Annotated in this window: 11 protein-coding genes; 2 read left to right on the top strand and 9 right to left on the bottom strand. The window is 66.5% G+C overall.

Going from position 1 to position 14,879, the window contains the following annotated elements; translation table 11 throughout:
* Window positions 1–56: 56 nt before the first annotated feature.
* The 7 genes from HBE63_RS20330 to HBE63_RS20300 all read right to left on the bottom strand — a co-directional run bounded on the left by HBE63_RS20330 (window position 57) and on the right by HBE63_RS20300 (window position 8,680).
* The gene (locus tag HBE63_RS20330) at window positions 57–1,157 is read right to left on the bottom strand and encodes an enolase C-terminal domain-like protein (protein WP_166906357.1); all 1,101 of its coding nucleotides are present in this window, start codon (window positions 1,155–1,157) and stop codon (window positions 57–59) included.
* A gap of 19 nt (window positions 1,158–1,176) precedes the next feature.
* Entirely contained in the window at window positions 1,177–2,727 is a 1,551-nt protein-coding gene (locus HBE63_RS20325) for a GMC family oxidoreductase (RefSeq protein WP_243858760.1), read from the bottom strand.
* Between the two features lie 85 nt (window positions 2,728–2,812).
* On the bottom strand, window positions 2,813–3,523 hold the full coding sequence (locus HBE63_RS20320) for a gluconate 2-dehydrogenase subunit 3 family protein (protein ID WP_166906355.1): 711 nt from the start codon (window positions 3,521–3,523) through the stop codon (window positions 2,813–2,815).
* A complete protein-coding gene (locus HBE63_RS20315) occupies window positions 3,523–3,972 on the bottom strand; it encodes a hypothetical protein (RefSeq protein ID WP_166906354.1) in 450 nt (149 codons plus the stop codon). Before HBE63_RS20315 ends, HBE63_RS20320 begins: the two co-directional genes overlap by 1 nt.
* On the bottom strand, window positions 3,969–5,768 hold the full coding sequence (locus HBE63_RS20310; protein WP_166906353.1) for a thiamine pyrophosphate-requiring protein: 1,800 nt from the start codon (window positions 5,766–5,768) through the stop codon (window positions 3,969–3,971). The genes HBE63_RS20315 and HBE63_RS20310 overlap by 4 nt, the downstream gene beginning before the upstream one ends.
* A 72-nt stretch (window positions 5,769–5,840) precedes the next feature.
* Window positions 5,841–6,857 carry an SDR family oxidoreductase gene (locus HBE63_RS20305; protein WP_166906352.1) on the bottom strand — a complete coding sequence of 339 codons (1,017 nt, stop codon included), beginning with the start codon at window positions 6,855–6,857 and terminating at the stop codon, window positions 5,841–5,843.
* Window positions 6,854–8,680, bottom strand: coding sequence for a glycoside hydrolase family 15 protein (locus HBE63_RS20300; RefSeq protein WP_166906351.1), 1,827 nt, complete (start codon window positions 8,678–8,680; stop codon window positions 6,854–6,856). The genes HBE63_RS20305 and HBE63_RS20300 overlap by 4 nt, the downstream gene beginning before the upstream one ends.
* A gap of 182 nt (window positions 8,681–8,862) precedes the next feature.
* On the opposite strand from HBE63_RS20300, the gene HBE63_RS20295 reads away from it, so the two are divergent.
* Window positions 8,863–9,321, top strand: a complete 459-nt coding sequence (locus HBE63_RS20295) for a MarR family winged helix-turn-helix transcriptional regulator (RefSeq protein ID WP_166906350.1) — start codon at window positions 8,863–8,865, stop codon at window positions 9,319–9,321.
* 15 nt (window positions 9,322–9,336) lie between these two features.
* Here the strand turns inward: HBE63_RS20295 and HBE63_RS20290 are convergent, their stop codons facing one another.
* Window positions 9,337–11,112 (bottom strand): molybdopterin-dependent oxidoreductase, encoded by a 1,776-nt coding sequence (locus HBE63_RS20290; RefSeq protein ID WP_166906349.1) that lies wholly within the window; start codon window positions 11,110–11,112, stop codon window positions 9,337–9,339.
* Between the two features lie 645 nt (window positions 11,113–11,757).
* On the opposite strand from HBE63_RS20290, the gene HBE63_RS20285 reads away from it, so the two are divergent.
* The gene (locus HBE63_RS20285) at window positions 11,758–12,456 is read left to right on the top strand and encodes a response regulator transcription factor (protein WP_166906348.1); all 699 of its coding nucleotides are present in this window, start codon (window positions 11,758–11,760) and stop codon (window positions 12,454–12,456) included.
* A 24-nt stretch (window positions 12,457–12,480) separates the two neighbouring features.
* Here the strand turns inward: HBE63_RS20285 and HBE63_RS20280 are convergent, their stop codons facing one another.
* On the bottom strand, window positions 12,481–14,622 hold the full coding sequence (locus tag HBE63_RS20280) for an FIVAR domain-containing protein (RefSeq protein WP_166906347.1): 2,142 nt from the start codon (window positions 14,620–14,622) through the stop codon (window positions 12,481–12,483).
* Window positions 14,623–14,879 lie beyond the last annotated feature (257 nt).

Raw genomic sequence — 14,879 nt, 5'->3', positions numbered from 1 at the left:
TGGGTGCACCAGGGCTGCTGAGCGCACACCGTTCGCATTGCCCGGTCGGCCTAGCGCTAAACCGAGGAGGGGGCGCGGTAGCGCTCGGCGCGGGTCGCCAGGGTGAGGCCGTGACCGGGTCCCGTGTCGTTGACGTGAAGCTGCCCGTGCTGCGGTGTCGGAACACCGTCGAACAACTGCGCTTCCAGTCGAACGTGGTCGATGAAGTATTCGAGGTGGCGCAGCCTCGGGATGGCCGCGGCCACGGGCACGTGGAGGGCGGGGGCGCAGTGCGCGGACACGTCGAGGTGGTCCGCGGCGGCGACGGATGCGGCGGCCAGCCACCCGGTGTACCCGCCACATCGGGTGACGTCGAGTTGCAGGCAGTCCACGACCGGTGCCAGCCGACGGGTTTCGTCGAGATCGCCGATGTATTCGCCGGCGGCGATGTCACAGCGCACACTGCGCCGCACCATGTCCAGGCCGGCGGTGTCGTCGCTGCTGACCGGTTCCTCGAACCAGCTGACTCCCAGATCGTCGAGGGCCGCGCCGACCCGACGGGCCTGGGCTTGGGTGTAGCCGCCGTTGGCATCGACCATGAGTGCGACGCGATCGCCCGCCAGTTCGCCTAATCGCTGGATGCGGGCCAGGTCGCGTTCGACGTGGCGGCCCCAGTCTTGACCGATCTTGATCTTCATGGCGGTGCATCCGGCGGCGCGCCACTGTTGCACGTGGGCGGCGAGGCCGTCGTCGTCGAGGTTGGTGAATCCGCCTGAGCCGTATATGGGTACGGCGCTGTGACAGCGGCCCAGCAGTGCGTTCAGCGGTAGGTCCTGCAGGTGGGCTTTGAGATCCCACAGCGCGATGTCGAGGGCACTGAGTGCCTGACCGACCAGACCACGGGTGCCGTAGTTGCGGCAGGCGCAGCGCATTGCGTGCATCGCGGCGGTGATGTCGTGTGCCGGACGGCCCACCAGTACGTCACGCAGGTGGTGGGTGATGACGGCGGCGGCAGCCGGTGAACTGTAGGTCCATCCCACTCCGGTGGCACCTGCGGCGTGGACGTGGGTGACGATGGCGGTGGTGGCATCCCAGCGCAACGTGCCGTCGGCTTCGGGACCGTCGGTGGGCACCGTATAGGTCGCCACGTCGAGGTGCTCGATGGTGTGGCCCGTCATGGCGCGAGCTTTCCGGGGGTCATGATCGGGCGGCGTGGGTGGTGATCAGGCCGGCGGCGCGGGCGGCCAGGGCCATGATGGTCAGCGCGGGATTGGCTGCGCCTTGAGTCGGCATGACGCTGCCGTCGACGACGTAGAGCCGGTCGATGCCGAACACCCGGTGCTGGGCATCGATGACTCCGTGCTCGGCGCTGCGGGCCATCCGGGCGCCGCCCACGAGGTGGGCGTAGCGCTCGATGGCGATGACTTCGCTGGCGCCGGCGGCGCGCAGCAGCTCGCCCATGATGTCGGTGGCCGCGGCGATGAGGCGTTTGTCGTTGTCGCACTGGGTGTAGGACAGGTGGGCTACTGGTAGGCCGTGACTGTCGGTCTCGTCGGCCAGGGTGACGCGGTTATCGGGCTGGGATAGCAGTTCGCACAGCGCACCCAGGGTGGCCCAATGGTTGTAATCGCGCATGTACTCGCGCAGGGTTTGTCCCCAGTGCCCTTGGGCGGCAACGTGTTCGGACCAGGTGATCGGTAGCGGGCTGACCGTCTGGATGGAAAAGCCGCGCCGGTAGGCCTGGACGGGGTCGGTTTCGTAGAACTGTTCGCTGCTGACTTCCGGTGGCGGGGCCTTGTACATGCGGATCTCGTCGTCGAATCGGCCGGCGACCTGGGGGGCGCCTTGCACCATGAGGTGGCGCCCGAGGTGGTCATGGTCATTGCCCAGCCCGCGGGGGTAGCGGCCCGTGGCCGAGAGCAGCAGCAGCCGTGGGGTTTCGATGGAGTAACCGGCCACCACCACGGCGTGGGCGCGTTGCCGGTGCAGCCGTCCGCCGTGGTGGTACTCCACTCCGGTGGCGCGTGCGGCGGCGTCGTCGACCAGGACGCGGCTGACGTGGCAGTCGGGTCGGACCTCGGCGCCGTGGGCCAGCGCATCGGGGATGTGGGTGATCAATGGGCTGGCTTTGGCATTAACTTTGCAGCCCTGGATGCAGAATCCGCGATAGATGCAGTGCGGCCGGTTGCCGAACCGGCCGTTGGGGATCGCCACCGGCCCGACCCGCATCTCGATGTCCAGCGCCCGGGCGCCGCGCAGGGCCACCAGGCCGTTGCCGCTGACCGGGTGGGGGCGGTGCGGGTAGGCGTGCGGGTCGCCCCACGGCCAGTGCTCGCCGGCCACAGGCAGTTCGGCCTCGATCTGCTCGTAGTAGCCCTTGAGGTCGTGGTAGGTGATGGGCCAGTCCGCGCCGACGCCGTCGAGGCTGTCGGTGTGGAAATCGGAGGGATGGAACCGTGGTGTGTAGCCGGCGTAATGCACCATCGATCCGCCGACACCGCGTCCGGAATTGTTGGATCCCAACGGCACCGGATCCTGTCCACCGATCTGGCGGGGTTCGGTCCAGTACAGGTGATGGGAACCGCGTTCGTCGCTGACCCAGTCGGTGTCGGGATTCCAGAAGGGGCCGGCGTCGAGCAGCACCACAGTCCAGCCGCATCGGGACAGCCGTTGAGCCAGGGTGGCACCGCCGGCGCCGGCTCCGACGATGACGACATCGACCACATCGCTGGGGTGATAGCGATGCATGTCGGTGCGCAGCCGGTGGTTGGCGCGGGTACCGTCGTTGGGCAGCAACCAAGCTGAGGCATTGCGCGCCTTCACCGCAGCCAGATCACGCATGAGGGCCTCTGTCGGGCAGGTCGTCATCGGCGTGCCGAGCGCGCTCCACGCGGTCGGCGAATCCCACCGGGTCGGTGTCGTCGCGGTCGGCGATCTCGAAGTGTTCACGGGCATTGACCCCGAGATTGAGGTAGCCACGCGGGTAGGCCGGGCCGGAAAAACCCATCTCGTTCCACGCCCACGGGTGAGAGTAGAACGCTGTGCACGCATACCGCGTCCACAGACTCCACACGTGGCCAGCCGACCAGTCGCGCCATGTGTCGCCCCGCTCGCCGAGATCCTGCACATCGGTGAGCAGCCGGGCCTGGCGTGCCCGGGACAGGTCGGCATAACCGATCCCGTAGTGACGGCGCGCGTCGTCATCGAGCCCGGCCAGGCTTGCGCGCCAGGCCTGCCCGTCGGGCGCCATGTCGTCGTAGTGCCAGCCGTCGGTTTCCCCGGTGGCCAGGCGGGTCTCGATCAGGGGCAGCACCGGCACCTTTGGTTCACTGTCCTGGGCCAGCAGCAGGTCCAGCAGTGCTGCGGCCACGGCCGCTTCATCGGGGCTGAAGAACGGGGGTGACTCCGGCGGGTGCAGCCGTGCCGCGACGACTTCGGTGGTTGCCGGGTCCCATTGGTGAGCCTGATCGAGCACGTCGAAACCCCGGTAGCGGCCCCGGTTTTGGGGCGTCACCGCGTGTGCCGTCGAGGTTTCGGTGACCATCAGTGCGCGCCTGCGGGCAGGTGCGGCAGGTCTTCGCGGCGCAGCAGCGCGGCCAGCAGTCCCATCCCGCCGACCAGGGACGCCAACAGCGGCGCGAAGACCGGCGGCCCGGCCTCCATGTTGTATTTGGTGATGCCGCCTGGGCGCTGGTGCACGCCTCGGATGTGCAGGTAGGTGCCCTGCAAGCCGTTGGCCACGATCAGCGCGCTGGCTGCGGGCAGCACTGTGCGCGCCGCCCGGCCGGAGAAGAATCCGGCAACCCCGGCGGGGACCGCCAGCGGCACCACCACGACCGGCCAGTACATCATCTTGTTGCCGAAACTGGCTCCGTCGTGGGAAAGATAGATCTCTGCTGTGGTGATGGCCGCGCCGGCCGCGGTCAGCGCCGAGAGGCTGCGTTCGAAGCGCCCGGTGCGGATATCATGGACCGCGGTCGCGACCACGTTCACGATTCGTCCTCTTTTTCGCGAGAAAAGTACTGCTGGACTTTCTGTTTCGCGCCCTGCTTGATGAATCCGGCGGCGTCGCGATCGCCGCCGAACACGGCATGTGCAAGCGACTTGGCTTGTTCGAACGTGGCGTGCGGAGGAATCGGCGGCACATCCGGGTCGCATCGGACATCGAGCACGGTGGGCCGGTCGGCGGCCAGAGCACGCTCCCATGCCCCAGCGAGCTGGCCGGCCTCATCGAGGTTGGCGCCGTAAAGGCCCAGACTCCGGGCGAATGCGGCGTAGTCGACGTCGGGAAGTGATTGGGAGGCTTCGAATTTCGGTGAGTTCTCCATGGCCCGCATCTCCCAGGTGACCTGGTTGAGGTCGTTGTTGTGGAGCACGGCGATGATCAACCGGGGGTCAGTCCACTGCGGCCAGTATTTGGCGATGGTGATCAGCTCGGCCAGACCGTTCATCTGCATGGCCCCGTCGCCGACAAATGCGATGGCCGGCCTGTCCGGATGGGCCCATTTGGCGCCGATGACGTACGGTACGCCCGGTCCCATCGTGGCCAGTGTGCCTGACAGCGAACCACGCACCCCGGCAGTGAATTTCAGATGCCGGGCATACCAGTTGGCCGACGATCCGGAGTCGGCGGCGATGATCGCGTCGGCGGGCATACGTTGGGACAGCTCCCAGAACAGCCGCATCGGGTTCAGTGGGTCGGCGTCGGTCATAGCGGTGCGTTGCACCGTGGTCCACCAGTCGGCGACGTCGTCTTCGATCTGCTCGCGCCACGAGCGATCGGTTTTGGCGTGCAGGTGCGGAATCAGGGCACGCAGAGTGGCTTTGGCGTCGCCGACCAGATTGAGCTCGTACGGGTAGCGCATGCCGATCCACTTGCCGGATCGGTCGATCTGCACCGCACGGGCGGCATCAAGATCAGGCATGAACTGGGTGTAGGGGAAGTTGGAGCCGACGGTGAGCAGCGTGTCGCAGCCGCGCATCAGTCGCCAGCTGGCGGTGGTGCCCAGCAGCCCGATCGAACCTGTCACCCACGGCAGATCATCGGGCAGTACGTCCTTGCCCAGAAGCGCCTTGGCCGCCCCGGCGCCCAGCAGGTCGGCGACCTCAGTGAGTTCCGCCACGCAACCGCGCGCGCCCTGGCCGACGAGCATCGCGACCTTTGTGCCGCTGTTGAGCAGATCGGCGGCCGCGCACACTGCGCTGTCATCGGGTGTGGTGAACGCCGGGCTGAGCCCCAGGCTGGACGGCACTTGCTTGAAGGCGTGCTTGGGAGGTTCATACTCCAATTCGAAGACGTCGGAGGGCACGATGATGCCGGTGGGGGCACCCTCGGACAGCGCGATGCGGATGGCTCGGTCGATGAGGTTGGGCAGTTGCTGTGGCACGGTGCACATTTGGATGTAGTCGCTGCACACGTCCTTGTAGAGGCTGAGCAGATCGATCTCCTGCTGATAGGACCCGCCCATCGCCGATCGTTCGGTTTGTCCGACGATCGCCACCACTGGCACGTGGTCGAGTTTGGCGTCGTACAAGCCGTTGAGCAGATGGACGGCGCCGGGGCCGCTGGTGGCGACACAGACCCCGACGTTTCCGGAGAACTTCGCATAGCCGACCGCCTCGAAAGCGGCCATCTCCTCATGGCGCGCCTGCACGAACTGTGGCTTGTTGTCGGCGCGTTGCCAGGCTGCCAGCAGTCCGTTGATCCCGTCGCCGGGATAGCCGAACACCTGTGCCACGTCCCATTCGCGCAGCCGCGCGAGGAGAAAATCACCCACGGTCTGTGACATCTTCTTTTCCTTCCGGTCGTTGCTTTCCGCTGTTGGACTGATGCAGGTTCGGGTGCCGTGGCGGGCGCGCTTTCAGCGATGTCGCTGTGCCCACAGGGCACCGGCGCCGCTGAGGACGACCCCGGTTGCGGTGATCGCCAGCGACCGCCGGCGCGCGGCGAGCCACTGTTGAACGCAGTGGCGGTGGGCCCGGTCATCGAAGGCGCCGTGCGCGCCGTGGTCGGTGCCAGGTTGGTCATCGAGAGGGACGAACAGGTTGTCGGGACGTCCGGGTGCGACGGGTTGCCCGGTCTGCTGGGACTGGTAGCCGGTGCGGGCCAGGTAGCGATCCAACACCGCCGGCATCACCCGCTGTCCGAGGATGGTGGCCACCGTGCTCGCACCGACCAGATACTGCTTGCGGCGGGGGTGATCGGCGGCGAAACTGATTGCACGGGCGGCGATCTCAGGTTGATAGATGGGCGGCACCGGCTGCGGGTGGCGCGGTAGCCGTGACCGCACCCAGGAGAACTGTGGGGTGTTCAGCGCGGGCATCTGCACCATGGTGATGTGGACGCCACTGTGGTCGTGCAGAAGTTCGGTACGTACTGACTCGGTGAAACCGTTGATGGCGTGTTTGGCTCCGCAGTAGGCCGACTGCAGCGGAATCGCACGTTCTCCCAGTGCAGACCCGACCTGGACGATGGTTCCTCTGCCCCGCGGGCGCATCCGGGCCAGGGCAGCCATCGTGCCGTGGACGAACCCGAGGTAGCTGACCTCGGTGACCCGCCGGTACTCGTCCGCGGCGATCTCGGTGAACGGGGCGAACACGGACGTGAACGCCACATTCACCCAGACATCGATCGGTCCGAACACGTTCTCGGTGTGCGTCGCCGCGGCGTCGACCTGTTGGTAGTCGGCGACGTCGGTGGGAATGCAGACCGCTGTTCCGCCCGCCTCCTGCACGTCGTCGGCGGCTGCGGCCAACCCCGCGGCGCCGCGGGCCAACAGGGCGACCCGGTCACCGCGTGCCCCGAATTCGCGGGCGGCAGCGCGCCCGATACCGGCGCTGGCGCCGGTGATCACCACCGTGCGTGCCGTGGCGCTCATGACGTCTCCTTCCGGGGGTGGGTCGGGTGACGGCGCGTGTCTCCTGTTTCGCGAGGTGTACCCGCAATGGGGTCGGCCAATCGCCGTGAAGTCTCGATGAGCAGGGCATGGACGAAAGCCTGCGGCAGGTTGCCGCGCAGTTGCCGCTCCAGGACGTCGTACTCTTCGCCGAACAGTCCCGGCGGTCCGCAGGCCGCCCGGGTGCGTTCGAAGTAGCGCATGGCCGCCACAGCGTCGCCCTGTCGGTGGCACGCCAGTGCGGTCCACAGCCCGCACAGCAAAAATGCGCCTTCGGCCTGATCCAGGGGCCGTTCGTCGTGGCGGAAACGGTAGATGTAGCCGGCGTTTTCGTGTTCGAGTTCGGTGGTCACGGCGTGCAAGGTGGCGGCGGTGCGCGGGTCAGCGGCAGGAACTGCTCCGCGGATCGCCGGAATCAGCAGGGCAGCATCCACGCGTGGGTCGGTCGCGCTGCGTTGCCACCGACCGCTGGGGTGCGTACTGGTGCCGGCGGTGTCGCACAGCACCGTTTCGGCGAGCGCGGCGAAGTCGGCAGCGGCGGTGGCGGGGAGGTGGGGGGCCATCGCGCGCAAGCCGGCCACACAGGTCAACCGCGAGTGCGTCCACGGTTGGTTGTCGAGTTCCCAGATGCCCGCATCCGGTTCGTGCCACCGTGCCGCGATCGCGTCGTAGGCGATGGTGGCGGCCTGGTAGCCCTGGCTGTCGAGATGGTCGTGGCGGGCGGCGGTGGCCAAGAGCAACAGTGCTTCACCGAAAGTGTCCAGCTGGAATTGGCTGTGGGCGTGGTTGCCGACGATGTCGGTGCCGCCGGGATACCCCGGCAGTCGCAGCGAACGTTCCTGCGGCACTGCGGCCCCGGTGATGGTGTAGGCGGGTTTGAGGTCGGGTCCGTCAGCGAGCAGGCGCTCGCCCACGAAGTGCACGGCGTCGTCGAGGAGGGGGTGGGGCGCGTCGACGGCGACGGCTTGTCCCGCGTAGCACTGATCGCGGATCCAGACGTAGCGGTAGTCGTAGTTGCGGCTGGTCTCGTCACGCTCGGGCAGGCTCATCGTGGCCGCGGCCACCATGCCCCCGCCGCTCGAGGTCAAGCCGCGCAGTACGGCCCGGCAATGCGCGGCCTCACCCGCTGCGACACCACTGTCGTCCTTGGGAACCGCGTTGCGCCAGAATGTTTCAGTGTCTCGCCATAAGGTGTCGGCCTCGGGAAGGCAGGCCGCCGGCGCGGCGTCGGACAGCTCGACAACGACGTCGCGGAAGGATCCCTGCGCCACCTCGAGTTCGGTGCGCAAGGAGGCGATGCCGCTGGGCTCGCGTGCGCAGTCGGCCAGCGCCACGCCCCGTACACGCACCCGCAGCCCCCCGGTCCAGCCGTGCCAGCAACCGTCGTCGTCACGCGTCAGATGCTTCATCCCGTGGCGTCCGAATCCGGCCGCTGGGGCGAATATGAACCTCACGTGGGCGTCGCCGCGGACCGCGATCAGGCGCCGCAGCAATATGACCCGATGTCGATCGGGTGGGCAGGCCAGCGCCTCGCGGCATTCAATGATCCCGTCGGTGGTCACCCAGCGGGAACGCCACATCAGGCTGCGATCCTCGTAGTGCCCGCCCGATACATGCCGGCCAACCGGGGTGATGGCGTACATGCCGCGGCCACCGATGAGGGTGGCAAACACGGCGTCGTCATCCCAGGCGGGCGCACACAGCCAGCTGATATCGCCGTAGGGCCCGATCAAGGCCCCACGCTGGCCGTCTGCCAACAGGGCGTAGTCGCGCAGCACCCGAGGCTGCCCGAGCTCAGCGGTCATGGCCGCGCCCTATCCTTGTTGTCTCGCGCCACATGCATTGCCTGCCTGCCGAATTCGCGGCCCTGATACGTCGAAAGACAACGCTGAGGCCGTCCTACCGGTGGATAGCCAAACGGGAGAACATCCAAACGTGCAGACGTGGACTACCGCATGTCTCCCACAATGGGCGTAACTTGATGACCATGGCCGCCACGCTTCCCGCCTCACAGGAACCGCCGACGCCGACTGCCTACGCTGCTGACCTGGAGCTGGCCACCCGCGGACTGTTGTCGCTGACTGTGGCGGTGCTCGAGGACATGGAAAAGCGTGTCGGGCCGGCCACACTGCGCGCTCTGCAATCGTTGCAACGTCTGGGTCCGTGCCTGGTGACCGAACTCGGCGCCGACCTTGCCTTGCCGCCGTCGACGGCCAGCCGGCTCAGCGACCGGCTGGCCGAGGCCGGCTTCATCACGCGCAGAGTTGCTCCACACAATCGACGCGCCACCCAGCTCGAACTTGCTGACGCCGGCCAGGCCATCCTCGATGAACTGGTCGCCCAGCGCGTGGCGCGCTTTGATGCGGTCATCGAGCAGATGAGCGGCCGCGAACGTGACCAGCTGCTGGCCGGGGCCGCGGCATTCACCGTCGCCTATAACCGCTGACACCTTGGCGGCCAATTAGATCGGCATGCGGTAGCCGTAGTACTCGTGGTCCTCGTTGTACCCGCCGCAGCCCCATCCGACGTCGCGAAAATCGGCAACGAATTCGATGGCCTCGATCCATTTGACTTGTTTGAAGCCGAGTTCCAGCTCGTTGCGCAGGCGCAGTGGCGCACCGTGGGTCTCGCTGAGCCGTTCGCCGTTCATCTCGTAGGCCAGCAACGCCATCGGCTCACGCATGTGTTCGATGCGGTGACAGTCGTAGTAGCGCCCATGGCCGGGTTCGGCACCGTCGGCGAACGAGTAGAACACCACCCATCGCGCCTCGGGCAGCGGCTGCACCATCGTCAGGATGTCGGCCATCCGGACCCCGCCCCACTTGGCCACCCCCGACCAGCCCTGAATGCAGTAGTGCCCGGTGATCTGTTCGTGTTTGGGCAGTGTCAGCAATCCTCGGTAGGACAACTCGATCGGGGTGGCCACCAAGCCCTTGATGGGCAGCGTGTACTGCGACCAGGCTCCGCGCTGCAATCTGCGGTAGTGCTCGGAGTCGGGCAGGGTGCCGTTGGCCCACAAGTAGGGCGAGATGTTCTTGTCCGTGTACGAAGCGCGGGGGTGGGCGCGTTCCATCCAGGCTTTGGCCCACCCGACGATGAGCCGTCCGGTGTTCTGCACCAGCCGGGGATACCGAATTGTCAGCGGCGAGGCGGCCAGCCACAGCGTGATGACGACCGCGGCTGCCAGGCCGAATATCGCCAGAGCCCAATATGAATGGGTGTCGGTGCCCAGCGTCATGTGGTTGAGGTTTTCCACCGCACCGGTGGTCATCACCATGGTGACGTGGGCGACGATGAAGGTCACCATCCACAACCAGACTCCGAAGTGCACGGTGCGGGCGACCTGGCGGTTGAGCGGCCCGCGTCCGGTGCCGAATCGGGCGGCGACCGCTGGTGCCTGCAGCAGGCCGGTCGCGAATGCCAGTGGTGCGGCGATGAAAACCGTGATGAAGTACGCCAACACTTGCAGGCCGTTGTACAGGGTGAAACCCAGGTTGTCCGGGAACTGTAGCGAGGCGTATTGCACTGCGGTGGACAGCGCGTTGGGAAAGACATCCCACGACCGGGGGACTATGCGGTGCCATTGCCCGGTGCTGAACAGCAGCACATAGAACGCTGCACCGTTGAGCAGCCAGAGCAGGTCGAAGCTGAGATGCCACCAGCGGGCCAGGCCGATAGAATGACGAAAACCCGGTATTCCCAGCCATTTCGGCAGAGCCACCGCATCGTCCTTGGAAGTCCACACCTGCGGCGGGTCGCTCTTGTCCATCCGGTCTTTGGGTACTTCAGCGCGCATCCGCATCCACTCACTGCCCGGCCGACAGCCCGAGTTCAGATACAGCCGTGGATGGTCGGCCAGGATCTGTAATCCCGATCGGAGGATGAACATCATGAACATGATGTTGAAGAAGTGTTGCCAGCGCAGCCAGGCGGGGAATCCGTTGTGCACCGGCGACGCAAAGCTCGATGATGTGCCCGGATAGCGTGCGATGAAGTCCTGTATCCAGTTGTACTGGCGGAGTTGTTGGGCCACCGCGATGACGATGATCAGCGTGAGCCCCCCAATGGGCAGCAACCACAAGGCACTGACCCAGCGGCTGCCGAGCCGTATCGACGGGAACCGGGCCGGCACTTGGGGTATGCCGCCGCCGAACCGTCGTTGGTCGATGCGTTCGTGCCGAACACTAGGGGGCTGGTGACGATCCAACAGTGTCTCCAGCTGGTTACCGGCTGCCATATCCCCGACCTCCTGAACGCGACCTCTAAGCCGCCCAATAACACTGTTTAACAACAAGATTGGCTCTGCAATCGCGTCAGTTGGATAATCGTTGATCTGGTGCTACCTCAGCGGTGGCACATTGCCCCATGGCCCGTACGGCCCGTTGGCGCCAATACCCATTCCTGGGCTGGTAGTCGGCGGCTCTGAGTACACCTGCGCGTTGCCGGGACTCTGGCACACCACCGAACCGCCACTATTCCTGCAGGTGGCCGTAGGGGCTGACACGGCATTTGGTGCCACGGCAATGGCCGCCGCCGCGGCGGCGCCCGCCAACACTGATATCACAGCAACTGACTTTGACCTCGTCATCGATCGTCTGGACGTCCTGTTCACGAGTCCACGCTCCTTCGGTTGCTGATCTCACTCTCTACTCCAGAGTTCCCGCGACGCGACGCGATGTAACTGGTGCTGGCCCCCAAATGGCACCCGGACAGCCGGTATGGCGCCCCGGAGGAGTCTCGATGGCCGACCGGCCGATATCCCCGATACCCCGCCAACCGGGAACCAGGAGACAAAGATCAGACGGCGAGGAGGAAAATAGGCCCGTACCGGGTATTTCCTGACCCGACGACAAGCGCTGAGCGGTTTGAGTGGAGGGGAGCGATGACGGATCCGACCGATAGCCGACCCGACTTGGCGGGCCCCGTGGCAGCCGCCGCGGACCGGGTGATCGTGGCGGGGCATGACGTACTGTTCCGCGAGGGCTTGGCGTGCCTTCTCTCACATTGGGGTTTCCACGTCGTGGCGACGGCGGGCGGGGTAACCCAGCTACTACCGCTGGTGCGGGCCACCGCGCCTGAGCTCGTGGTGATCAGCATCCCGATACCGGCTGATCACCCAGAGGAATACGAGGCGGCTCGGTTGATCCGTACCGAGTTCCCGGGGACGGGTGTGCTGGTGCTGTGCGCTCACGTTGAAGTTCAACACGCGATCGACGCGCTGTCCGGCGGCGGCGGGATCAGCTATTTGCTCAACAGTCGGGTAGCTGACATCGAGGATTTCGTCGACATCCTCAAACGCATCGCCAAGGGCGCGTGCATCATCGGCCCCGCAGTCGCCCATGCATTGGTGTCGGTGCGACAGAATGACGATCCGCTTGCCGCTCTCAGTGCGCGGGAGCACGAGGTGCTCAGACTGATGGCCGAAGGCCGCTCGAACACCGGCATCGCACGCCGGCTGTTCCTGGCGGAAGGCACCATCGAGAAGCATGTGCACAGCATCATGACCAAGCTCGGGATCCCCGAGACCAGAGATGACCATCGGCGGGTCCAGGCAGTCATCGCGTTTCTTCACGGCCGGTGACCGCTGGGGGCCGCCGTCACGTTGTTATCCGTGACCCGAACACATCGGCGGTGGACACTTCGGGCCCTTCGGTGACGCGGGCTCCGAACGTGGCTGAGGAGCTTGCCGCGGGGCCGGGGCCTCGCGTGTCGGCCGTTCCTGTCGGGCGGGCGCCTCCCGAGAGGGCTGTTGTCGGGCGGGCGCCTCCCAACGAGGCTGTTGCCGTGCAGGAGCCTCTTGCGGAGGGGCTTGCTGAGCCGGTTCCTGCCAGACGGGGGCCTGGCGCTCGGGGGCCTGGTACTTCGGAGCCGGGGTCTCCTTGGGAGCCGGGGCCTCGCGTTTGGGCGCGGGCGGGGGTTCCTGCCACACCGGCGCCTGTGGCTCGGGGGCCTGGGTCTTGGGGGCCGGCGCTTCGGCCTCGGGGACCTGGACCTTGGGGGCAGGATCGCGCTGCGCCGGAGGCTCTTCCGGTGCATTTCGCCGCTGCGGAGGCTCCTGTTGTCTCGGTGTCTCTGGGGCTGCGGGCGCGTCTGACGCCGGCGCCTGCGGATCGGGAGCGGTCTGGCGCGGCGCCGGGACCTCGTCGGGACGATCGTGTGCAGGGTTGGGTGGGCTTGCCGGTTCCGGTTGGTCCGGTGACGCTGCGGCCGGGTTCGGCCGGTCAGCGTGCGGGGGCGTCGCCGGTAACCCCGGGAAAGGATCCGGGCCTGCTTCCGGCGCCGGTGCAGTCCCCGGCTTTCCGCGCGCTTTGTCGATCGTCGGCGGCGTATAGGCAGGCACCGGCGACAGCTTGGGTGCGGTAAACCCGGGCGACACCTTCGACGGCGGCGCAGCTGGTGCTGGTGCCGCCAATTCCGGTGGTGCCGTTAACGCCTGTGGCGCAGACGATGTTTGGTGGCGCTCCTTGGGTGTATCGGGTCGCTGCCCCAGCGTCGACGGCGGCTGCCACCCGATGAGGGGATTGGTCCGAGGGGTGGGGTGGGTGAGGTCCCTGGCGAAGGTACGTGCGGACTTGTCCGCGAGGTCTTTCATCAGGGGACCGGAGGTACGTGTCGCCCTGTCATTGGAGATGAACTGTGTCAGTGAGGCATTCAGGCTCACGACTGGGGACGTGATGTGGATGTTGACGGCGGTGCTCGCCGCGACGGCCGGCGGCGCCCAATCGCGGTTGCGCGGATTGTGCCAGTCCCGGTTCATGTTCCAGTTCTGGTAGAGGTGCGGGTTGAATCCGTGGGCCCGGTCCCAGTGCGCGCGGCGATACACCGGGTTGTGGTTCTGGAACTTCCACTCGTAGTACTGCTGGTACGGATGGTGGCGGTCGTACCAGCCCTGGTTGCGGCCCTCCCAAGGGCGGTCGCGGTGTTGGCCCCATTCGTTGCAGCCGTTGCGGTCCCAGCCGCGGCGGTCGTAGCCCGACCAGTTGTAACCTGCCCAGTTGTAACCCCAGCGGTCGTATCCCCACCGGTCGTAGCCCCAGCGGTCATATCCCCACCGGTCGAAGCCGATGAAGTCGTACCCGTACCGGTTGTAGCCACTGAGGTCGTAGTTGTACCAATTGCCGGTGTCGTAGCCGTAGAGCTGGCCCCAGGACGGGTCGTAGTAACCCAGGTTTGTGAGGTTGGGCGTCAACGGCGGATCAATTGGCTGCGGCCAATCGGCCATCGGGGAATCCGGAACGCCGGGCGGTGCTGGGACATAGTCGTCGGGCGCACCATATCCCCACGTCGGCGCTGTCGCGCTGGTCAGTGCCACAGCGTCCGGTTGCGGGTCGCCGGCCGGTGGCGCCGGAGGCGGGGCGGGCAACGGCGCGAGCCGTTGCACTGAATCGGGTGTGTATTGCAGAAGTTGTTGTGTCAGTTGAAGATAGAGATTCTGCATACTGGTTCGCTCAGGTGACGGCGACAGGTAGTCAAGGTCCTGCTTGGCTTGATTGAGCGCGGTGCGGGCGTCGGTCAGCTGATCGGCGGTGGGTTGCTGCCCGCTACCGAGAATGTCCTGAGCCTTCTTCAGGTCAGCTACGACAGCGGTCAAGGCGACGTCTTGGGCGTGTCCCGGAAACACCGTCCGCGTGACGCCCCACAGAGAACCACCGGGTGAGGTCTCGTACGCCGCGCCGAGTAGGCCCACCACCAGCACGCCGGCCATGGCGGCGGCGACGGTGGCCTTGCCTCGGCGAGAACGGGGCACGAACCTTCGCCACCTCGGCACAGGCTCGGCATACTCCACAACATTCTCGGGGACCAGTCGGGGCCCGAGGATCGTCATGTCGAACTCCTCAACTACGGCCGATGGCCGTGATCGCGCCGCTCCCGACCGCGCGGATCCAGATGTCCCGGAGCTCAGTTGTGCTGCCCGGTACTTAATGCTTACCACAACTGCTAAGTGCAGCTAAATTCTATTTATTCCCACCGCGGACGCCGCCATCGCGCCGGAATTCTCATCAA

It is taken from the genome of Mycobacterium sp. DL440 (assembly GCF_011745145.1).
Classification (GTDB): Bacteria; Actinomycetota; Actinomycetes; order Mycobacteriales; family Mycobacteriaceae; genus Mycobacterium.
This window is presented reverse-complemented; position numbering and strand designations above follow the sequence as displayed.